Source organism: Streptomyces apocyni, from assembly GCF_009739465.1.
GTDB lineage: Bacteria > Actinomycetota > Actinomycetes > Streptomycetales > Streptomycetaceae > Streptomyces > Streptomyces apocyni.
Genome location: NZ_WHOM01000077.1, coordinates 53335 through 70538 on the forward strand (window position 1 = coordinate 53335; position 17204 = coordinate 70538).

General features: G+C 68.3%; 9 protein-coding genes and 1 pseudogene. 2 read left to right on the forward strand and 8 right to left on the reverse strand.

All coding sequences use genetic code 11. The features are described 5' to 3' along the window. The first annotated feature begins 420 nt into the window (after positions 1-420). A complete protein-coding gene (locus GCN81_RS28470; protein ID WP_156727429.1) occupies positions 421-1779 on the forward strand; it encodes an ApeA N-terminal domain 1-containing protein in 1359 nt (452 codons plus the stop codon). A 287-nt stretch (positions 1780-2066) separates the two neighbouring features. Here GCN81_RS28470 and tpg read toward each other — a convergent pair whose 3' ends face one another. From tpg to GCN81_RS28510, 8 genes and pseudogenes are all read right to left on the reverse strand, one after another. Continuing rightward, positions 2067-2624 carry a telomere-protecting terminal protein Tpg gene (gene tpg / locus GCN81_RS28475; RefSeq protein WP_156727430.1) on the reverse strand — a complete coding sequence of 186 codons (558 nt, stop codon included), beginning with the start codon at positions 2622-2624 and terminating at the stop codon, positions 2067-2069. Between the two features lie 6 nt (positions 2625-2630). Next, a pseudogene (locus tag GCN81_RS28480) lies at positions 2631-3227 on the reverse strand (telomere-associated protein Tap); the annotation flags it as partial. Positions 3228-3296: 69 nt separating this feature from the next. Next, positions 3297-4139, reverse strand: coding sequence for a hypothetical protein (locus GCN81_RS28485; protein WP_197287818.1), 843 nt, complete (start codon positions 4137-4139; stop codon positions 3297-3299). Then, the gene (locus tag GCN81_RS28490; RefSeq protein WP_156727431.1) at positions 4136-5038 is read right to left on the reverse strand and encodes a sigma factor-like helix-turn-helix DNA-binding protein; all 903 of its coding nucleotides are present in this window, start codon (positions 5036-5038) and stop codon (positions 4136-4138) included. The genes GCN81_RS28485 and GCN81_RS28490 overlap by 4 nt, the downstream gene beginning before the upstream one ends. After that, entirely contained in the window at positions 5035-5385 is a 351-nt protein-coding gene (locus tag GCN81_RS32615; RefSeq protein ID WP_231627041.1) for a hypothetical protein, read from the reverse strand. Before GCN81_RS32615 ends, GCN81_RS28490 begins: the two co-directional genes overlap by 4 nt. A gap of 411 nt (positions 5386-5796) precedes the next feature. Continuing rightward, on the reverse strand, positions 5797-6465 hold the full coding sequence (locus GCN81_RS28500) for a DUF5825 family protein (protein ID WP_156727432.1): 669 nt from the start codon (positions 6463-6465) through the stop codon (positions 5797-5799). After that, positions 6462-8366 (reverse strand): RiPP maturation radical SAM C-methyltransferase, encoded by a 1905-nt coding sequence (locus tag GCN81_RS28505; RefSeq protein ID WP_231627043.1) that lies wholly within the window; start codon positions 8364-8366, stop codon positions 6462-6464. Before GCN81_RS28505 ends, GCN81_RS28500 begins: the two co-directional genes overlap by 4 nt. 145 nt (positions 8367-8511) lie before the next feature. Next, a complete protein-coding gene (locus GCN81_RS28510) occupies positions 8512-11685 on the reverse strand; it encodes an AfsR/SARP family transcriptional regulator (RefSeq protein ID WP_156727434.1) in 3174 nt (1057 codons plus the stop codon). Between the two features lie 441 nt (positions 11686-12126). On the opposite strand from GCN81_RS28510, the gene GCN81_RS28515 reads away from it, so the two are divergent. Further along, on the forward strand, positions 12127-17204 hold a 5078-nt coding region (locus tag GCN81_RS28515; RefSeq protein ID WP_197287819.1), incomplete at its 3' end, for a non-ribosomal peptide synthetase.

Here is a 17204-nt window from a genome sequence, read left to right on the forward strand (position 1 = left end):
GAATGGGCGTGACACCACGGCTCGTTGCACTGGCTGGACACACCGACGTATGAAGTGACCCCGCGAGTCGTGGCCCGGGGCTTCGTGCTCTCGGCGGTAGAGGACGCCCACCGAGACGCCCTGGCTGGCGTCCGCTGCCGGGTCATCTGCAGATCGAAGAATTGAGCACCGACACCACCAGCATGAGCCCGTATACGGCGTTGATGCGCGTGTACTGAACGCGCGATACGCCGTGGCACTCGGGTGCCGGCCGAATACGCGCGGGATGCAGAGGGATGGGATTCTGGTCCGCCAGGCCGCCTCAGCACCTCCGGTTTCCGTCACAGCGGGCAGGGCCTTCCGCCTGTGCATGCGGCGATACGCCTGCCCCAGTGGGAAGGTAGACGTGTCCTGCGCGAATAGATCTTTAAAGGGGGACACGTGGGTGGAGAGCATCATGGCGCATGGTGGACTCCGGATGCGCCAGATCTGCGGGTGCCGGGTTCGCTGACCCGCACCGCGGACGGATGGCGCCTGAGCCTCATCGGCACCCTGATGGTGAACTCGGGCGGCTGGGACGGCCTTCACCTTGTCCCACCCCACATCATCTGGGGATCCTGTCAGGGCGTCCCGTACACCCTGCTGCAGTGCTTCCTGCAGTCTGACGTGCAGGGACCGGACCCCAGCGCAACCCACAGCGCCAGCGATCAGTGGACCATGACCTGGCGCGTCGAGCAGCTGGTCCGCAGGGGTGAGATCACCGAGTCGACCCGCTTTCGTGCAGTGGCGTTCGAGCTCACCGGCCTGCCGGCCTCGTGGCCTTTGAGCGGGCTGCGCGGCCCGCAGGCGCGTTCCGGACCCTACGCAGCGCCCGACGACGTGACCATCCCCCTGGACGACGGAGCGATCCGCATCGGTGTCCGGGACAGCCGCCGCTTCGGCCGCCGGGTGAAATCCCTGCAGGAACACGTGGAGGTCAGCGCCGACAGACGTTCAGGCTTCACCCTGGACGAGGTGGAGAAGGAAATCGCAGGCCCCCTGCGGGCCCTGGTCGCCATCGGGGTCGACGAGCCGGTCAGCGTGTTCAACCTGCGCCTCGTGCCGGACGATCCCCTCACTCAAGGCGGGCCGCCGCGCTTCCTCGAAGTCGACCCTCACGACGGCGAGGAACCCGAAGAACCTGCGCCGACGATGCACGCCCCGCTGCCGCTGTCCCCTTCCCTGGACGGCATGCCATCGTTCATCCCAGCGTGGCTGGAGCTGGCCCGCCGCTGCTCCGTTCCGCTGGACGCAGTAGAGCCCCACCGACGGCCCGGGTCCCTGCAACTGCAGCTCCTGGACGTCGTCAACGCAGCCGAGACACTCCATCGCGCTCTTCACGAGGAACTGGCGGAGCATCCTTTCGCGGAACGCGTGCGCAGGGCGCTCGATGACGCGGGAGGCTTCAACGCTGCCCAGCGCCGCGACGTACGTGACGCAGTCACGGTATTCATGGGCATCACGCTGGAAAAGCGCCTCCTGGCCCTGGCCGAAGAACTCGGGCCCGAGGTATGCCAGTGGCTCTTCAACGGCACAGTCAAACCGTGGGCCTATGTGACAGCCCGCATCCGCAACGCACTGAGCCACGGCTTCACCGCCCCCGACGGAGTCCACGAAGATCCCGGGGCGCTCGCGGGCGCGCTGCATCTGACCAAGGCCGTCATCACGCTCCGGCTCCTCACCGAGGCCGGCCTGCCCTCGGGCGCGGTCCTGACCGCACAGCTCGACAGGCACCCCGGGATGCGCTCCCTGGCCAAGTAGAGCATCGCCGACTGGCCCGCACTGGCCCACCGCGTCAGCCCAAACCAGTGGCCGCGGCCCCAACCCGAACGCCCCGAGGACCAATCGGCATCGTCAGAGAGCGCGGGTGAGATGCCGCACGGCGCCGAGGGCAGCCCGCAGTTGCCGGAGTGACGGGCGCGACAACACCTTCGCCGCGCACGGGGCCGACTGTGTGGCCCCGCCACGCCCCATACTCAAGCGTCGGCAGGCAGGCCAGGCCGGTGCCGAGCATGATGCGGTCGACGGGGCTCGCGGCTGTTCGAGATCTACAGGTCGAACTCGAGGTGCTCAATGCTGGTGAGGTGGACCTCCTCCAGCTGGCCGGCGCGGCGGCCGTTGTCCTGGAAGTACACCTCCTTGAGTGCTTCGGCGGCGATCTGCTGGAGCTGCTGGTCCGTGGCGCCGTGCTCCTGGGCGTCGAAGAGGCGGGCGGCGTGCTGCGGCGGCAGAGCGACCGTGAGGTGTCGGAGGCGGTCCTCGTCCGTCGTCCCGATCGGCGCGGTGTAGCCGATCCGGGCGCGGGTGTCGATGACGATGCCGCCGGTGGTCGCCGCCTTCTGACGCGCCTTGGCACGGATCTGCGGCTGCCACCGCTTCTTCACTTCGGCCTCCAAGCGGGCGGCAAGGTCCGGGCGGGGCTTTTTGATCTGGTCCTTCACGTACCGCTCTACGGTGCGCTGGGAGATCCGCAGCATCTGGGCGACCGCCTTGGTGCCCTTGAGCTGCTTGACCAAGTACCGCATCTGCGCGCCCGCGCTCTTGGGCGCCGGGCGAGTGAACGCCTTCTGCACCGCGGCGTCCAGGCCGTCCCCGAACACGCTCATCGCCCACTACTCCCCGTTGTCGACGTCGGTGACGGTGCCGTCCTTGATGTACCGGGCGAGGTTGAGCTCCGGCGCGTTGAACCGCTCGCGGACCTCTTCGCCCCACAGCACGCTCTGGGTGCCCTCGTGCTTGACCAGGCCCGGGTTGATGCCGAGCTTGAACCCGCCGGGCAGCGGCTTGCCCTCCCGGTAGGGCAGAAGGTCCAGCGGGCCGGTGCCGCCTGCCGCGTAGACGACGCAGTCGGACAGGACCGCGACCGGGTACTGCCCCGTGAACGCCGCATGCTTGACAATCTTGCGGTGGAGGTTGATCCGGGTGCGGGAGATGACGGCCGCGCGGATGTCCGGCCGCCACGTCGGGCGGGACAGCGCCCGCCACGGCTCACACGGGCGCCAGCCCTCGCCACGCGGCCGCTCGCGCAGCTTGCCCAGACCGCCCTTCACCGTCGCCTTGACCGCCGAGACAACGATCGCCAGCTGAGGGTCACGGCCGCGGTAGCCGTCCATCGCCGCCAGGAAGTCAGCCGGCGCCATGCCCGCGTCCACGCCGAGATCGGCCATCGTGGCGAGGAAAGCATCACGCAGCCGCTGATACCAGCCGTCCCCTTTGTGACGACTCGTGGATGGCGCTGGCCACGGCAGGAAAAGAGGGGGCGCGGTGGGCGCGGGTGGTCAACGTGTGGCGCTTTCTCCCATCGGCGCGGGTTGTGCTGATGCGGTGGGGCGTGGTCGCAGGGGGGTGCGGGTGCGGAGCGGCTGGCGGGCGGGGCGTGTGCCGGGGGCGGCGGGTCGGTCTTCGGCCGCGTCCAGGAGGGCGCTGATGCGGTGGGCGAAGTCGGGGCCGGGCATCGGCAGGTCCATCTCGGGCTGGCGGAGGTAGCCGGCTGCGACGGCGGTGGGGATGTAGGCCATGAGTTCGCTGACGACAGCGGACGGGGGACGGGCTGTGCGCTTCGCGAGGTGGCGCAGGACGCGCAGCATGGTAGTGGTGGACGCGTTGGTGACCTGGTGGCCGGCTGGGTGCCAGGGCTGTGCCGCTGGTGTCGGCTGGGCTGGCTGGTCGCCGGGGCCGGCTGGGGTGTGGACGTCGTTGGTCTGCTGATGCCACCAGTGGGCGGCGTCTTTCTCGCCCAGGGCCAGGTGGTGGAGGTAGAGGCAGTACGCGGCGGCGGCTTGGCCGCCGCCTGCGGCGTACTGCCACCAGAAGCGGGCGCCGTCGTCGGTGTCGGTGAGCTGCAGCACGCACGCGAGGATCATGGCGCTGCGGGGCTGGGGCAGTTGCTCGGTGACGAACTCGGCCACGTCGTCGGCGAGGGTGTGGGTCACGAGCGTTTCGCACAGCGCCCGCAGATCTTCCGCGGCAGTGGTGCAGGTGCTGTCCGCAGCGTGCGCGTCGCCGGCTGGGAGCGGTTCGCGGGAGGTGATGGTGGTCCTGGCAGGCGGGATGCGGTCCGGGGGCACCGTGCGGTCACGGACCAGCCGGGCGCGGGAGAGGATTTCTTCGATGCGTTTCATGCGGTGTCCCCTTCGGTCTCGGGCGGCGGGCAGATGACGCTCTCCAGGAAGTGGGCGGCGTGACGCTCACCGGAGCGGACCGTGGCCACGGAGACGCCTAGGAGAGCGGAAACGTCCTCGGGGCGGATCCCGTACAACTGGCGCAACACCAGGACGTCGAGCTGCTGGTCGGGCAGGCGGCTCATGACGGTGAAAAGCTGGAGGCTCTCCCCCAGTTGGTCCATGCGCTCGGCCTCGGTGGCCAGGTTCCGCAGCGCGATGGTGTCGAAGGCGGCCGTTCCGAATTCGGGCCGGCCATCGATATGCGGGGTACGGGCCATGACGGTGGCGCGCAGGGTCTGCCAGGCGAACCGTCGGGTGTCGGGGCTCGCAAGTGCCTCGTTCCAGCGGAGCCAGAGGATGTCGAAGGTGTCGCAGACGGCTGTGTCGCGTTGGTCGTCATCGAGGAAGACCTGCGCGTACAGGCGGTAGTCGTTCTCCACCAGTTCACGGAACGCGCGGTGATCGAGGGGCGGCGTGTGAGACGTCGTCAAAGACGACTTCTCGCTGCATCGTTCGATCCAGTCGCTGGACTTCTGGGCCTCGAGTGCCGCTTGGCGCCACAGCCGGTACAGGGGCCAGCCGGGTATCTTCAGCTGGATGGACAGACTGAGGATGATCTCCCACCGGGGATAGAGCCCGGTTCCTCGCAGCAGCTCAGAGATCTTCGACTTGGCGAGCGGGACCCTGACGCTGAGATCGCTGAGGGTCAGCCCACTCTTCAGGTAGGTGTACCGCAGTGGTTCAAGCCAGGCCCGGTGGACGGTCCCCACCCCGTCCGCGATCGGCCCCAGTTTGCGGCCAGGTCTCAGGGGTGCGGGTCTGGCCGGGGACGGAGGCGGTTCGCTGGGAGTCGTCACGGGGCGCTGCCCTCCTTGTCGGGCCCGGCGTCCGCGCGGTGCCCCGAGGTCGGCCCGGTCTGGGTACGGGCGGCGCGGATGAGCTGCTGCACCACGAGTCCGAGAACGGGCGCCAGCGCGGCGATCGCGGCGGTCTGCCCCATCGCCGCCATCACCAGGCTCCAGGCGAACACCGTCGCCATGATGATCAGTATCTGCTTCAGTCCCATCAACAACTCCTCGATGCCGGCCATATGCCCCACGGCCCATCCGGAAGCCGTGAAGCCCCCCAGAACGCGGGTGCCGATGCCGCTCCCCTGGGAGCAACCAGCTTGAACCGTACGGGAGTTGTTACGCCACGTGATCATGGATTCACGGAACAATGGCAACAGGGAGCGTCACAGACCACGCCCCCGGCGCGCCTGCGCACCGAGACGGCCCTTGCGCTACGAGGAAGCACAACCACCGCACCTACGGGTAGAAGTTCCCGGATTTCCTTGCAATCCCCCGGCCCAGCCCCGTCAATGGAGGCATGACACCTCCGGTGTCGGCCTTCCATCCGGAAGGGCTCGCTCCCGTGCCGAGATTGATGGGGAGCAAGCGTGACCGCTCTCGCCTGGCCGCTGTTGGAGGCCAGGCGAGAGCGGTGCGGTCCCCACACGAGGACGACACGACCGTAGCCCAGCCCACGGCCCCGGCACACGGTCGGCGGTCCCAGGCCAGCAGGGCCCCGAACCACGCGCCGGACCCATCGTGGTGCACGACGATGCTGGCCGGGGTCAGACGTGGAACGGTGGCTGAGGCCAGCGGTAGATGCGGCAGGGGGCCCACCAGTGGAGGCCGCCGAAGCTCAGGGTGAGGGATTCTGTGGCGAGGGCATCCAGGATGCTGTCCGTCAGGGCGTCCGGGGAGGCCGGGTGGGCAGGGGCGTCCGCGGTGAGTTCGGAGATCGCGGCGTGGTACTCCGGCTCGTCGATGACGATGCGTTGCAGGACGCCGCTGCGGTGGTCGCGGATCTCCAGGAATCCGGGGCCGTGGCGGTACGAGCACTTGCCGAGGAAAAAGGTGCGGGCCCAGTCGGCTCGCAGCCGAGCGGCATCCCCGCAGCCGTCGATCTCACGCGGTGGGTAAAGGTGGCCGAGCGCTGTCGCGGTTGACTCGTCGCCCAGGCGTAGACGCAGGCGCCAGTCCACCACGATCCCGCGCGCGGTCAGCTCCTGGAGTAGGCGGAGAGTGCGGACCACCGCTTCGGGTACGCCGATTGATGACAGGTCGACTGCTTCGACCAGTTCGATGCGGCGGGCGCCTGACGCGTAGAGCTCCTCGGCGGTAGACGCTACGGCACCGGTCACCGACGCCGATCCGAGGAACATCCCCGGCAGCCGGCGGACTTCGTCCTGGTAGTCACGCCAGGCTCGTACCGCGAGTGGGGTGGGCGCGCTGCTCATCTCATGTCCCTCGCTGCCGGTGCCTCGGCGCGGCGGAACTCCTGGGTGAGGTCCGGGGCCGACGGTTCGATGCGGTTCAGTTCGGTGTTGGCGGCCAGGGGCGCGACATGGACGAACCGGTCCGCGTCTTCGAAGACGATTCCGGCTTCGCGCCAGTCCGCCAGGATGCGTCGCACGTGTGCCTCGGGGACGGGTGTGCCGAGGCTGGCGGTCAGGCGCCGTGCGAGCGAACCGACGCTGCGCGGGTTCCCCAGCAGATGGAACGCGGCCAGCTCGACCGGGTCGTCGATCGTACGGACCGTCCAGTCGAAGTGCGGCCGCCTGCTGGTCAGCACCATCCTGTCGCCGAGATCGTGGTGCGTGAGGCGGCATGAGGCGTGCACGGCACGCCATTCGGCCACGGCATCCGCCAGGCGTTCGACAACGACGCCGTCGACGCCCGCGTGCTTAGCCTCGAAGAGATAGGCCAGGTCGTGCAGTTCGGACTCGGGCAGGTCGTAGATGTGGGCGTAGTGGGCAGCCGGGCGAAGGTCGGCGAAGCCCAGCTCGGGCCGGTCGAAGTACGGGCTGAACCGCTCGATGGCGATACGGGTGGCGGCCTCCGGAGGCGGGAGGTGGTGGAGGGCCGGCATCTGGCGTATGACGGAGGTGTAGTCGGCTTCCGTCTCGCCAGGAAAGCCGTAGAGATAGTTCCAGACGGGCCACACACCGGCTGACTGAGTGTCGCGCAGATGCCGGACGTTCTGGCAGCCCGTGACGCCCTTCCTCATCAGGTGCAGGACCCGGCTGCTCAGGCTCTCGATCCCCGGCTGGACCTGGACGAGGCCGGCCTCGGCGATGGTCTTCAACTGACGGTGGTGAAGGTTCGACTTGATCTCGTAGTGGAAGCGGTAGTCGTACCCCAGGCCAGCGAGTTCCGGCAGCAGACTGTGGATGTAGCGCATGTCCAGGATGTTGTCGACGACCAGGATATCGAGGACCTGGTGTCGGCGTGACTGGTGGACGATCGAGTTCAGGAAGTCGACGGGTTCCTTGCTCCGGAACTGCATCGACGAGCCGTTGAGGCCGCAGAAGGTGCAGTGGTGCTTCTCCCCCCACCAGCACCCACGGGAGCCTTCGAGTACGAGTTTCGGTTCGATGTAGGGGCGTGCGGACGACCGCTCGATCCGATGGAAGTAGGCGTCGAAGTCGGGTTCGGCCATCCGGTCTGCCGACCGGGGGGCGGCCGACATGCCGGTCACCCGAGGCTCACCCGCTTCCGTACGCCAGCACAGTCCGGGTATCTCCGCCACGTCGGCATGTCCGCGCAGCCCCTCGAGCAGCGCCGGAAAGGCATCCTCTGCCTCTCCACGCACGACGTGATCGACAAAGGGGAAGTTCCGGTGCAGGGCTTCGCCTTGCGGCCCATCGCAGTTGGCTCCGCCGAAGACGGTCACCGTGTCGGGCGCGAGCAGCTTGATCTGCCGGGCGGTGGCCAGCGCGGCGGTGTTCTGCTGGAACGTGGTGGTGAAGCCTACGACATCAGGGGAGGCTTCGACGATGCGGGCAGCCAGCTCGGCGACGAAGCGGGGGGCCAGATCGTGCAGGCGCAGGCTTGCCTTGCGCAGTTGGTCGGTGACTCCGGCCGCCATCTCCTCGTGGAATTCACGGGTACGCCAGTCCGGAGCGTCGTAGAGGGCGCTGGAGAAGACCCAGTCGCCGAATCCCTCGAAGTACGCGTGGTGGGCGAAGTACTCGTAGTCGTCGACGGTGAGATCCACCGTCTGCTCCGCCCAGTCGTAGAAGTCCACGTTGGCGCAGAGGGTTATCACGTCGTCGACATGCGGCCGTACGACAGCGTGCAGGATGCCGAGGGCGAGCGACGGTGTGTCGAGCGAGGCCCACGGCATATTGACCAACATCACGCGCACGCGTGCGCTCCTCCCTCACGAGCCGGTGGTCATTTCCCGGTCACGGGCGCGTCAGCCTTCGGGGGCATGATGCCGATCGTGGCGTTGCCTCGGGACTGAGCCTTGGTGTGGGGGTTCGTGTGAATGGTGGTCTTCTTCATCTGTCTTCCCCTGTCGTGCGATGCGGCCGGGACGTGCGGGAGACCTTAGGCTCTGCCCCTTCCGCTTTTCTTCCGGGTCCCGGAGTGAGCGAGGCCAGGAGGCCCGATGGGGGCAGCTCGCCGACGAGCCGGGAGAGGGTGGTCACGGCACCCCGTGCCGTGGCGGCTCTCTCGGGATCATCGGTGGCCTTCAGAGCCTGGCCGAGCAACTCCACGGTAGAGAGCAGCACGTTGTGCACGGGCCGGGTGTCAAGTATGCCGATCGCTTCGATGAGTTGCTCGATGGCGCGGTCGCCTCGGTTGTGGGCGAGGTCCAGGGCGGCTCGCACATAGAGCGCCTCAGCCGTGCCGAATCCAAGGTCCATTTCCTCGAGCAGGGCGACACCTTCCTCGACGAAGCTCTGGGCCGAGGGGTCGTCCAGCTGAATCAGCGTCAGCCCCAGTGTGAGGCTGGTGAACGCCACATAGGGCTGGTCGTTGAGGTCCTGGAACGTCGCACGCGCCGCCTGTGCGTAGGTGCGGGCTTCGTCGAGGGCCTCCTGGTGGCGCAGGACCACGGCCAGATACCGCATGGCCAGGGCTTGTTCACGCTGGTTGTGCACCTCGCGGCCCAGCGTGAGGGCTTCGCGCAGTGCCTGGGCCGACATGTCCCACTGAGCCCGCTCGTAGTGGATGGTGCCCAGTTCACGCGTCCCCCGTGCTTCTGCCACGAGGTTGGAGGTGGCTCGGGCTATGTCGAGTGCGCGACGCACGCGTTCCAGCGCCCGGTCGTGTTCGCCCAGCACCCGCAGGGCCGCCGCCTGGGCGACCAGCGCGTCGGCGATAACGACCTTGTGTCCGGCGTCTTCCAGAACCTCCTCGGCGCGTTCGGCCGAGCGCAGGCTCGCGGCCGCGTCCGTACGGATGAGGTACAGACCGGCCAGACGCATCAGCATCACACCAGCGCCGACGGTGTCACCCTCCTGTCGGCAGGCGTCCAGAGCCAGGGTGTGGGTGGTCTCCCAGTCGTCGTAGCGATGGCAGAGTTCGAGATGGTCCGTGATGCTGTCGGCGAGAGCCCAGGCGAGTGATCCAAAGCCCCGCGCGCTGGCCTCGACGATGGCTGACGTCAGGGCGGGGCGTTCCGCCTCGAACCACTCCCGAGGGGATCGCAGGATCCAGTCGACGTCGCAGGGGGCGACAGGGCTGGCGTGTCCCGAGTCCGCCGACAGCTGGGGTGACCAGCCATGCGGGCTCGTTCCGTACAGCCGATGGCCGGCTTCCGCGGCGAGATGTACCCAGAAGCTGAGGAGGCGGCCGAACGCCGCGCGGCGCTCCGGCTCGGGGCACTCGCTCTCGGCGCGTTCTCTCGCGTACAACCGGACGAGGTCGTGGTATCGGTACCGGGTGTGGCCTCCGATGGTGCTGTCGACGATGTCGAGGAGCTGGGAATTGACGAGCTCCTCCACGATGTCCTCAGCCTCGTCGACGGTCGTGTCGAGCAGGGGGGCCAGGACCCAGGCGGCGAAGTCGTCGGCGTTGACCAGACCGAGCAGGCAGAAGGCCTGGCGTTCGCGCACCCCGAGACTCTGGTAGCTCACCGCCAGATTGGCCCGGACTTCGAGGTCTCCGGCGACGAGGATGTCAAGACGCCGGCGCTCGTCGGTCAGGCGCCGGGCGAACCACGCCAGATCACCGCGGGAGTGCTGGGCGAAGCGCGCGGCCGCGATCCGTACGGCCAGGGGGAGATGGCCGCACAGCTGAGTGATCTCGAGCGTGGTGGCCTGGTCGTCGCGGGGCAGGTCGGAACCCGCGATGCGCTTGAAGAGCTCCACTGAATCGGACGAGTCGAAGACCTCAAGGTGTACGTGGTGGGCGGCTTCCAGGCCGCACAGGCGCGTCCTGCTGGTGATGAGCACGGCGCAGTCCGGGGAGCTGGGCAGCAACGGGCGTATCTGCGCCTCCTCCGTGGCGTCGTCGAGCACGATGAGCATGTGACGGGTGGCGGAGCGACTGCGGAACAGCCGGGTGCACTCGTCGAGGCTGTCGGGAATGACCGGGTCGTCGACGCCCATGGCACGCAGAAACCCCTGGAGAGCGACCTTCGGTTCCACGGGCCGGGCCTGGGAGTCGCGCAACCTGACATACAGCTGGCCGTCCGGGAAGTCCGGGCCGACGCGCCGGGCCGCGTGCACGGCGAGGGTGGTCTTTCCGACCCCGCCCTTGCCGGCGATCGCCACCAGGGCGGGCGCGTCTTCGTGGGCCGCCCTCAGGACCGTACAGATCTGGTCGACCTCATCGCTCCGGCCGGTGAAATCCGCGATGGAGGGCGGCAATTGAGCGGGTACGGGACGGGCGGGGGTGGGGGCGGGGGCGGGCGGAGTGGCGTCGCTGTCCGCGTCACTCCTGGCGAGGGTGACGCTCTCCGCGCTTTCGGTCGTTCCGGTGTCGACGTGGAGGGCGGGGTCCATGACCAGAATCGCCTGGTGCAGGCGCTGGAGCTCTGTCCCCGGTTCGATGCCGAGTTCCTCCGCCAGGAGCGTGCGGCCCTCGTGGTAGACGGCGAGCGCTTCGGCTACGCGGCCGCAGCGGTACAGCACCAGCATGAGGTGGCCGCGCAACTGCTCGTGCAGCGGATTGGCGGTGACCAGCCCTGCCAGCTCGCCGACGAGTTCCGTATGGCGCCCCAGGGAGAGTTCGGCCTCGATCATCTCCAGCAGGGCGCCGATCCGACGCTCCTCCAGGGCGGGTGCCTCGGCGCGCTGTAGTTCGTCGGTGGTGTCGGCGAGCGGCACACCGCGCCACAGGCTGAGCGCGGCACGAAGCTCGCGGGCGGCCTCGGCCTGCCGACCGCTGGCGCGAGCGGCACGGGCGGCCGCCACGCCTCGGTCGAACATGAGCAGATCGACCTGGTCCTGTTCCAGGCACAGCCGGTATCCATGGCCGTGACGCACGATGCGGTCCTGCCCCAGGGCGCTGCGCAGACCCGACACGTACTTGTGTACCTGGGCCACCGCCGTGGGCGGGGGGCACTCACCCCAGAGAACCTCGACCAGCCGGTCGGTGAGGACGATGTGGTCACCGCGGAGCACGAAGGCCGCCAGGAGCGATCGTGCCTTGCGCCCGTTGAGCCGGACGGCTTGGCCATCACGCCGCACCTCGATCGGCCCGAGCACACGGAACTCACGCATAACGCCCCCCGTTGATGGTGAATCCGAGCCCCCGGGCGGAATCCGCCCAGATCGTTTTCGCCACGCGCTGTGCTGCCCGCAGCCTAGTAGAGCCTTCCGATCGTCCTCAAGACACCGAAACAAGCCCAGGTCAGCGGGATTCCCACGGCCGGGTAGCGCGTCGGAAGAATCCGGGAAGCGGTCGCTGCGACCGTATGGCCGTCAGCAACGCAGAAGCGGAATGGGAACCGCAGGTCCCGGCCGATGCCACGACGGCAAGACCGCGCGGTGGCCGCCGCACCACTGGCACTCAGGTCCATCCGCTCGCCGCGATGAACGGGAACGGCCTGGTCACCGCCCGGGCGGGGCGTGGACGGCATGACCGATGCGTGGGCTGACAGGTTCCCCTGTCGGCTACAGCGAACCGAAGAGACCGGCGATACCGGCGATAAGGGCGTGATCATGGACGGCATCCGCAAGGCTGAAGAGGCGCCGAGAGTGCGCGACGTGGCGAGGCCTGCTCCCCGAGCAGAGCTGACCGCACGACCGGACGAACGCGGACCGCTCTCGTACGGACAGCAGCGGCTGTGGTTCCTGGATCGCTGGCTCGGAAGCAACGCTGTCTACAACATACCCGTGACGCTGCGCTTCACCGGCCCGCTCGACGCCGACAGGCTGATCGCCGCGGTCACCCTGGTCGCCTCCGGGCATGACGCGCTCTACACCGTCTTCGAGGAGGACCAGCACGGGGAGCCACGACAGCGCCTCCTGGACAGCCGCGAACCGCACTGCGCGTTCGTGGACCTCACCCAGTTGCCCACCGGCGCGCGCACCGCACACGCCCGGGAGGCTGTCGAAGCCGATGCCCGCACGCCCTTCGACCTGGCGAAGGACCCCATGCTGCGGATGGCTCTGTACCGGCTCGCCGAGGACGAGTACTGGCTTCAGCTGACCTTCCACCACATCGCCTGTGACGGCTGGTCGTTGGACGTCTTTGAGCGTCAGCTGCGCGAGGCGTACGAAGGTGGAGCGGGCGGCCAGGCCGCCGAGCCGCTGCCCGTCCAGTACGCCGACTACGCGCTGTGGCAGCGCGAGGTGCTTGAAGGTCCGCGCGCCGAAAGGGCGTTGCGCGCGTGGGAGGACGCTCTGGCAGGTGCTCCAGACCTCCTGGACCTCGGCCTGGACCGGCCGCGCCCGGCGGAGCTGACGTATCGGGGCGAGACCACCGACTTCCCGCTCGACGACGTGTCGTTGGGCAACCTGGAGGCCTTCGCGGCCGCCGAGAACGTCAGCCTCTACACGGTGCTGCTCGCGGCGTTCCAGGTTCTGGCCGCCCGCCACTCGGGCAGCGATGACATCGTCATCGGATCGCCGACCGCAGGGCGCGACCAGGCCCAGCTCAACGACCTCGTGGGCTTCTTCGTCGACACTCTGGTCCTGCGCACGGACCTCTCCGACGCCCCGAGCTTCCGCGAGCTGGTGCGACGCACGCATCGCTCACTACTGAACGCCCTCTCACGCAGCAAGGTCCCCTTCGACCTCGCCGTGAAACAACTGCACCCCGAGCGCTCACTGAGCCACAACCCGGTGGTCCAGACGCTGTTCGCGTTCCACGAAGAGGAGTTGTCGACGTCCTTCGGGGAGGGCGTGGCCGTCGAGCGTTCCATGATCCCCACGGGAACGGCCAAGTTCGACCTCACATGGTCGCTCTACCGGCGCCCCGACGGCCTGCTCCTCCAAGTCGAGTACGCGACCGACCTTTTCGACGCCGCCACGGTCCGGAGCCTGGTCGACCACTGGCGGGTGCTGCTCGGCGAGATTCTCGCCGAGCCCGACGCGCCTGTCGGTCGGCTGAGGCTGATGGACGCGACAGAGCGCTCCCTGGTTGACGCGTGGGCGGGGCGGGGCGGGAGCTTCCCGGTCTCCTCGATTCATGAGGCGGTGGTGCGTCGTGCTGTGGAGGCTCCGGATGAGGTCGCGGTGGTGTGCGGCGGAGATTCGCTGACCTATGCGGAGTTGGTGGTGCGTGCTGGGCGGGTTGCCGAGTATCTGAAGGGGCGGGGGGTTGGTGTTGAGACTCCGGTGGGCGTGTGTGTGGAGCGCTCGCTGGAGACCGTGGTGGCAACTCTCGGGGTGCTGCTGGCGGGGGGTGTGTACGTACCGCTGGACACCGCCTTCCCGGCTGATCGCATGCGGTTCATGTTGGAGGACGTCGACGCTGGCCTCGTACTGACGCAGGGGTCGACGGTTGCGTTGGTGCCGGACGGGCCGTGGGAAGTCGTCGACCTCGACAGTGATGGTCATCTGTGGGCGGAAGGCCTGACGCTGGAGCGGGTCGCGAACGAGGTCGCGGTGGAGGTCAGCGCTGATCACGCGTGCTACGTGATCTTCACATCAGGGTCCACCGGCCGCCCCAAGGGCACCACCGTGGCGCATGGCAACGTCACCCGGCTGTTTGAGGCGGTCCGTGCGCGGCTCCCCTTCGGCAAGGGTGATGTGTGGTCGCTGTTCCACAGCTTCGCCTTCGACGTCTCCGTCATGGAGATGTGGGGCGCCCTCACGAGCGGCGGGCGCCTTGTCGTGGTCCCCTACATCACCAGCCGCGATGCCGATGCGTTCTACGCCCTGGTGCGCGACGAGCGGGTCACCATGCTCAGCCAGACGCCGTCGGCGTTCCGCCAGTTCGAGCGGGCCGACGACGCTACGGCAGGAAGCGAACTCGCCTTGCGCGCGGTGTTGTTCGCGGGCGAGGCGTTGGATCGTTCGTCGGTGCGGCGCTGGGGTGAGCGGCACGGCTACCGCGAGCCGGTGCTGGTGAACATGTACGGCATCACGGAGACGACCGTGCACGTCACCTACGCCGAAGTCACCGAGGAACAGCTGGACGGGGCATTCACCCTGATCGGTGAGGCGCTACCGGACCTGCGGGTATACGTGCTGGACCCCTTCGGTGATCCGACCCCGGTCGGGGTGGTCGGAGAGCTGTATGTCGGGGGTCCCGGGGTGACCCGCGGGTATATCGGGCGGCCGGAGCTCACCGCGGAGCGGTTTGTGCCGGATCATCTGGGCGGTGAGCCCGGGGCGCGGCTGTACCGCAGCGGGGACCTGGCGCGGTGGAGGGCCGACGGCGGCCTGGAGTACCTGGGCCGGGGTGACAGCCAGGTCAAGGTCCGCGGGTTCCGGATCGAACTGGGCGAGATCGAGGCCGCACTGAGCCGACAGCCCGGCATACGCCAAGCCGTCGTCATCGTCCGCGACGACCTCGGAGAAGACCAAGCCGACCTGGTCGCCTACCTCGTCCCCGACGACGACGCCACACCCTCCACCAGCGGGCTACGGGACGCGCTCGCCGACGGCCTGCCCGCCTACATGATCCCCCGCAACTTCGTCCTCCTGGACGAGCTGCCACTGACCCCGCAGGGCAAGCTCGACCGCCGGGCCCTGCCCGCACCCACCGGCGAACGGCCTGACCTGGAAGTGGTGTTCGAGTCCGCCCGGCCGGGTGTGGAGGAACGGTTGGCCGGGATCTGGAGCCAGGTCCTGGGCGTGGACCGGATCGGCCGCCACGACAACTTCTTCGACCTCGGCGGCGACTCCATCCGCAGCATCCAAGTCCTCGGACAGGCCCGCGCCCTGGGGATGGCCTTCGAGCTTCAGGACCTCTTCCGGACGCCCACCCTGGCAGGCCTGGCCGAGGCCGCCGATGCCAGCGGCGATCTCGCCGTGCCGGGTCGGCAACGCGAGCCGTTCTCCATGGTGTCGGCCGAGGACAGGGCACGGTTGCCCGAGGGCCTGGAGGACGCGTATCCCATGGCCGAGCTCCAAGTCGGCATGATCTACGAGATGGAGCTGGACCGCGACCGCAAGCCGTACCACAACGTGGATAGTATGCGGGTCAGCGGCCAGTTCGATGAGGCCGCCTTCAAGCGGGCACTCGCGCTTGTCGTGGGTCGTCACCCCATCCTGCGGACCGCACTGGAACTCAGCGCCTACAGCGTGCCCCTCCAACTGGTCCACGCCGAAGCGGAGATGCCCTGCTTCGTCGCCGACGTACGCCACCTGAACGAAGCGGCGCAGGAGGCCGCGATAGCGGAGTACGTACTCGCGCAACGTCAGCAAACCTTCGACCACGCGCGTCCGCCGCTGCTCCGGGTCGGCATCCATGATCTCACCGACGACACCTTCCAGTGGACGGTGACCGAGCACCACGCCATTTTCGACGGCTGGAGCCTGCACTCCACCCTTGCCGAGATATCGGGTCTGTACCAGCGGATGCTAGCGGGCGAATCCGTTGAAGCGGAGCCGTCGCCCGCGTCCGCCTACCGTGATTTCATCGCGGCCGAGCAGGCTGTGCTGCACTCCACGGAGAGCGAGAGGTTCTGGCTGGAGCGCGTCGAGGATCGGCCTGAGGGCAAGCTCCCGCGCTGGCCCGCCGAGTACGACGCCCGGCTCACTCCTGCCGTGGGCGAGAACGAGTGGCGCGCGTCCAACGAGGCCGAGAAACACGGCTCGATCGAGACACTGCTGCCGACAGAGCTGTGCGAGGACTTGCTGGCGTTCGCCAAGAAGCGCGGTGTCCCGCTCAAGTCGGTGCTGCTGGCGGCGCACCTACGGGTGATGAGCCTGGTCACCGGCAGTACGGACGTCCTGGCGGGGGTGTCTTCCAACGGTCGCCTGGAGGAGGTCGGCAGCACCGAGGTGCGGGGGTTGTTCCTGAACACCCTGCCGTTCCGCTTCAAGCTCCCTGAGGGCAGCTGGTCGGACCTGGTGCGGGCGGTGTTTGAGACCGAGCAGGAAATCCTCCCGCATCGGCGCTACCCGCTCGGCGTGCTCCAGCGCAAGCTCGGCGTCGGCTCTTTCCTGGAGACCCAGTTCGTCTACAACCATTTCCACATCCTGACCGACGAGTTCGGCAAGGGTCGGCTGGAAATCATGGACGGCAAGATCGACAGCTTCAGCACCATGCGTTCCGAGCCCACCAACTTCCCGCTCAGCGTCGGTGTCATCCGCAACCCGTACTCCGTTCGTCTCCTGTTGTGCCTCGACTACCACCTCGGTGAACTCGTCGAGGACCAGGTGGCGTTGGTGCGTGATTACTACGTGCGGGTGCTGGAGGCGATGGTCGCTGATCCGGACGCCTCTTACGGGCAGGTACGGGTGCTCGGCGACGATGAGTCTTCCCGGCTCGGGCTGTGGGCGGGCGAGGGTGCTCGGTTCCCCGTGTCGTCGCTGCATGAGGCCGTGGTGCGTCGTGCTGTGGAGGCTCCGGATGAGGTCGCGGTGGTGTGCGGCGGAGATTCGCTGACGTACGCGGAGTTGGTGGTGCGTGCTGGGCGGGTTGCCGAGTATCTGAAGGGGCGGGGGGTTGGTGTTGAGACTCCGGTGGGCGTGTGCGTGGAGCGCTCGTTGGAGACCGTGGTGGCAACGCTTGGGGTGCTGCTGGCGGGGGGTGTGTACGTACCGCTGGACACCGCCTTCCCGGCTGATCGCATGCGGTTCATGTTGCAGGACGTCGACGCTGGCCTCGTACTGACGCAGGG

Bases quoted from the DNA above. Each gene is read 5' to 3' on its own strand.
- tpg (WP_156727430.1), bottom strand. From the start codon at position 2,624: ATGAGCGTGTTCGGGGACGGCCTGGACGCCGCGGTGCAGAAGGCGTTC.
- GCN81_RS28485 (WP_197287818.1), bottom strand. From the start codon at position 4,139: ATGAAACGCATCGAAGAAATCCTCTCCCGCGCCCGGCTGGTCCGTGAC.
- GCN81_RS32615 (WP_231627041.1), bottom strand. From the start codon at position 5,385: ATGATCACGTGGCGTAACAACTCCCGTACGGTTCAAGCTGGTTGCTCC.
- GCN81_RS28500 (WP_156727432.1), bottom strand. From the start codon at position 6,465: ATGAGCAGCGCGCCCACCCCACTCGCGGTACGAGCCTGGCGTGACTAC.
- GCN81_RS28505 (WP_231627043.1), bottom strand. From the start codon at position 8,366: ATGTTGGTCAATATGCCGTGGGCCTCGCTCGACACACCGTCGCTCGCC.
- GCN81_RS28510 (WP_156727434.1), bottom strand. From the start codon at position 11,685: ATGCGTGAGTTCCGTGTGCTCGGGCCGATCGAGGTGCGGCGTGATGGC.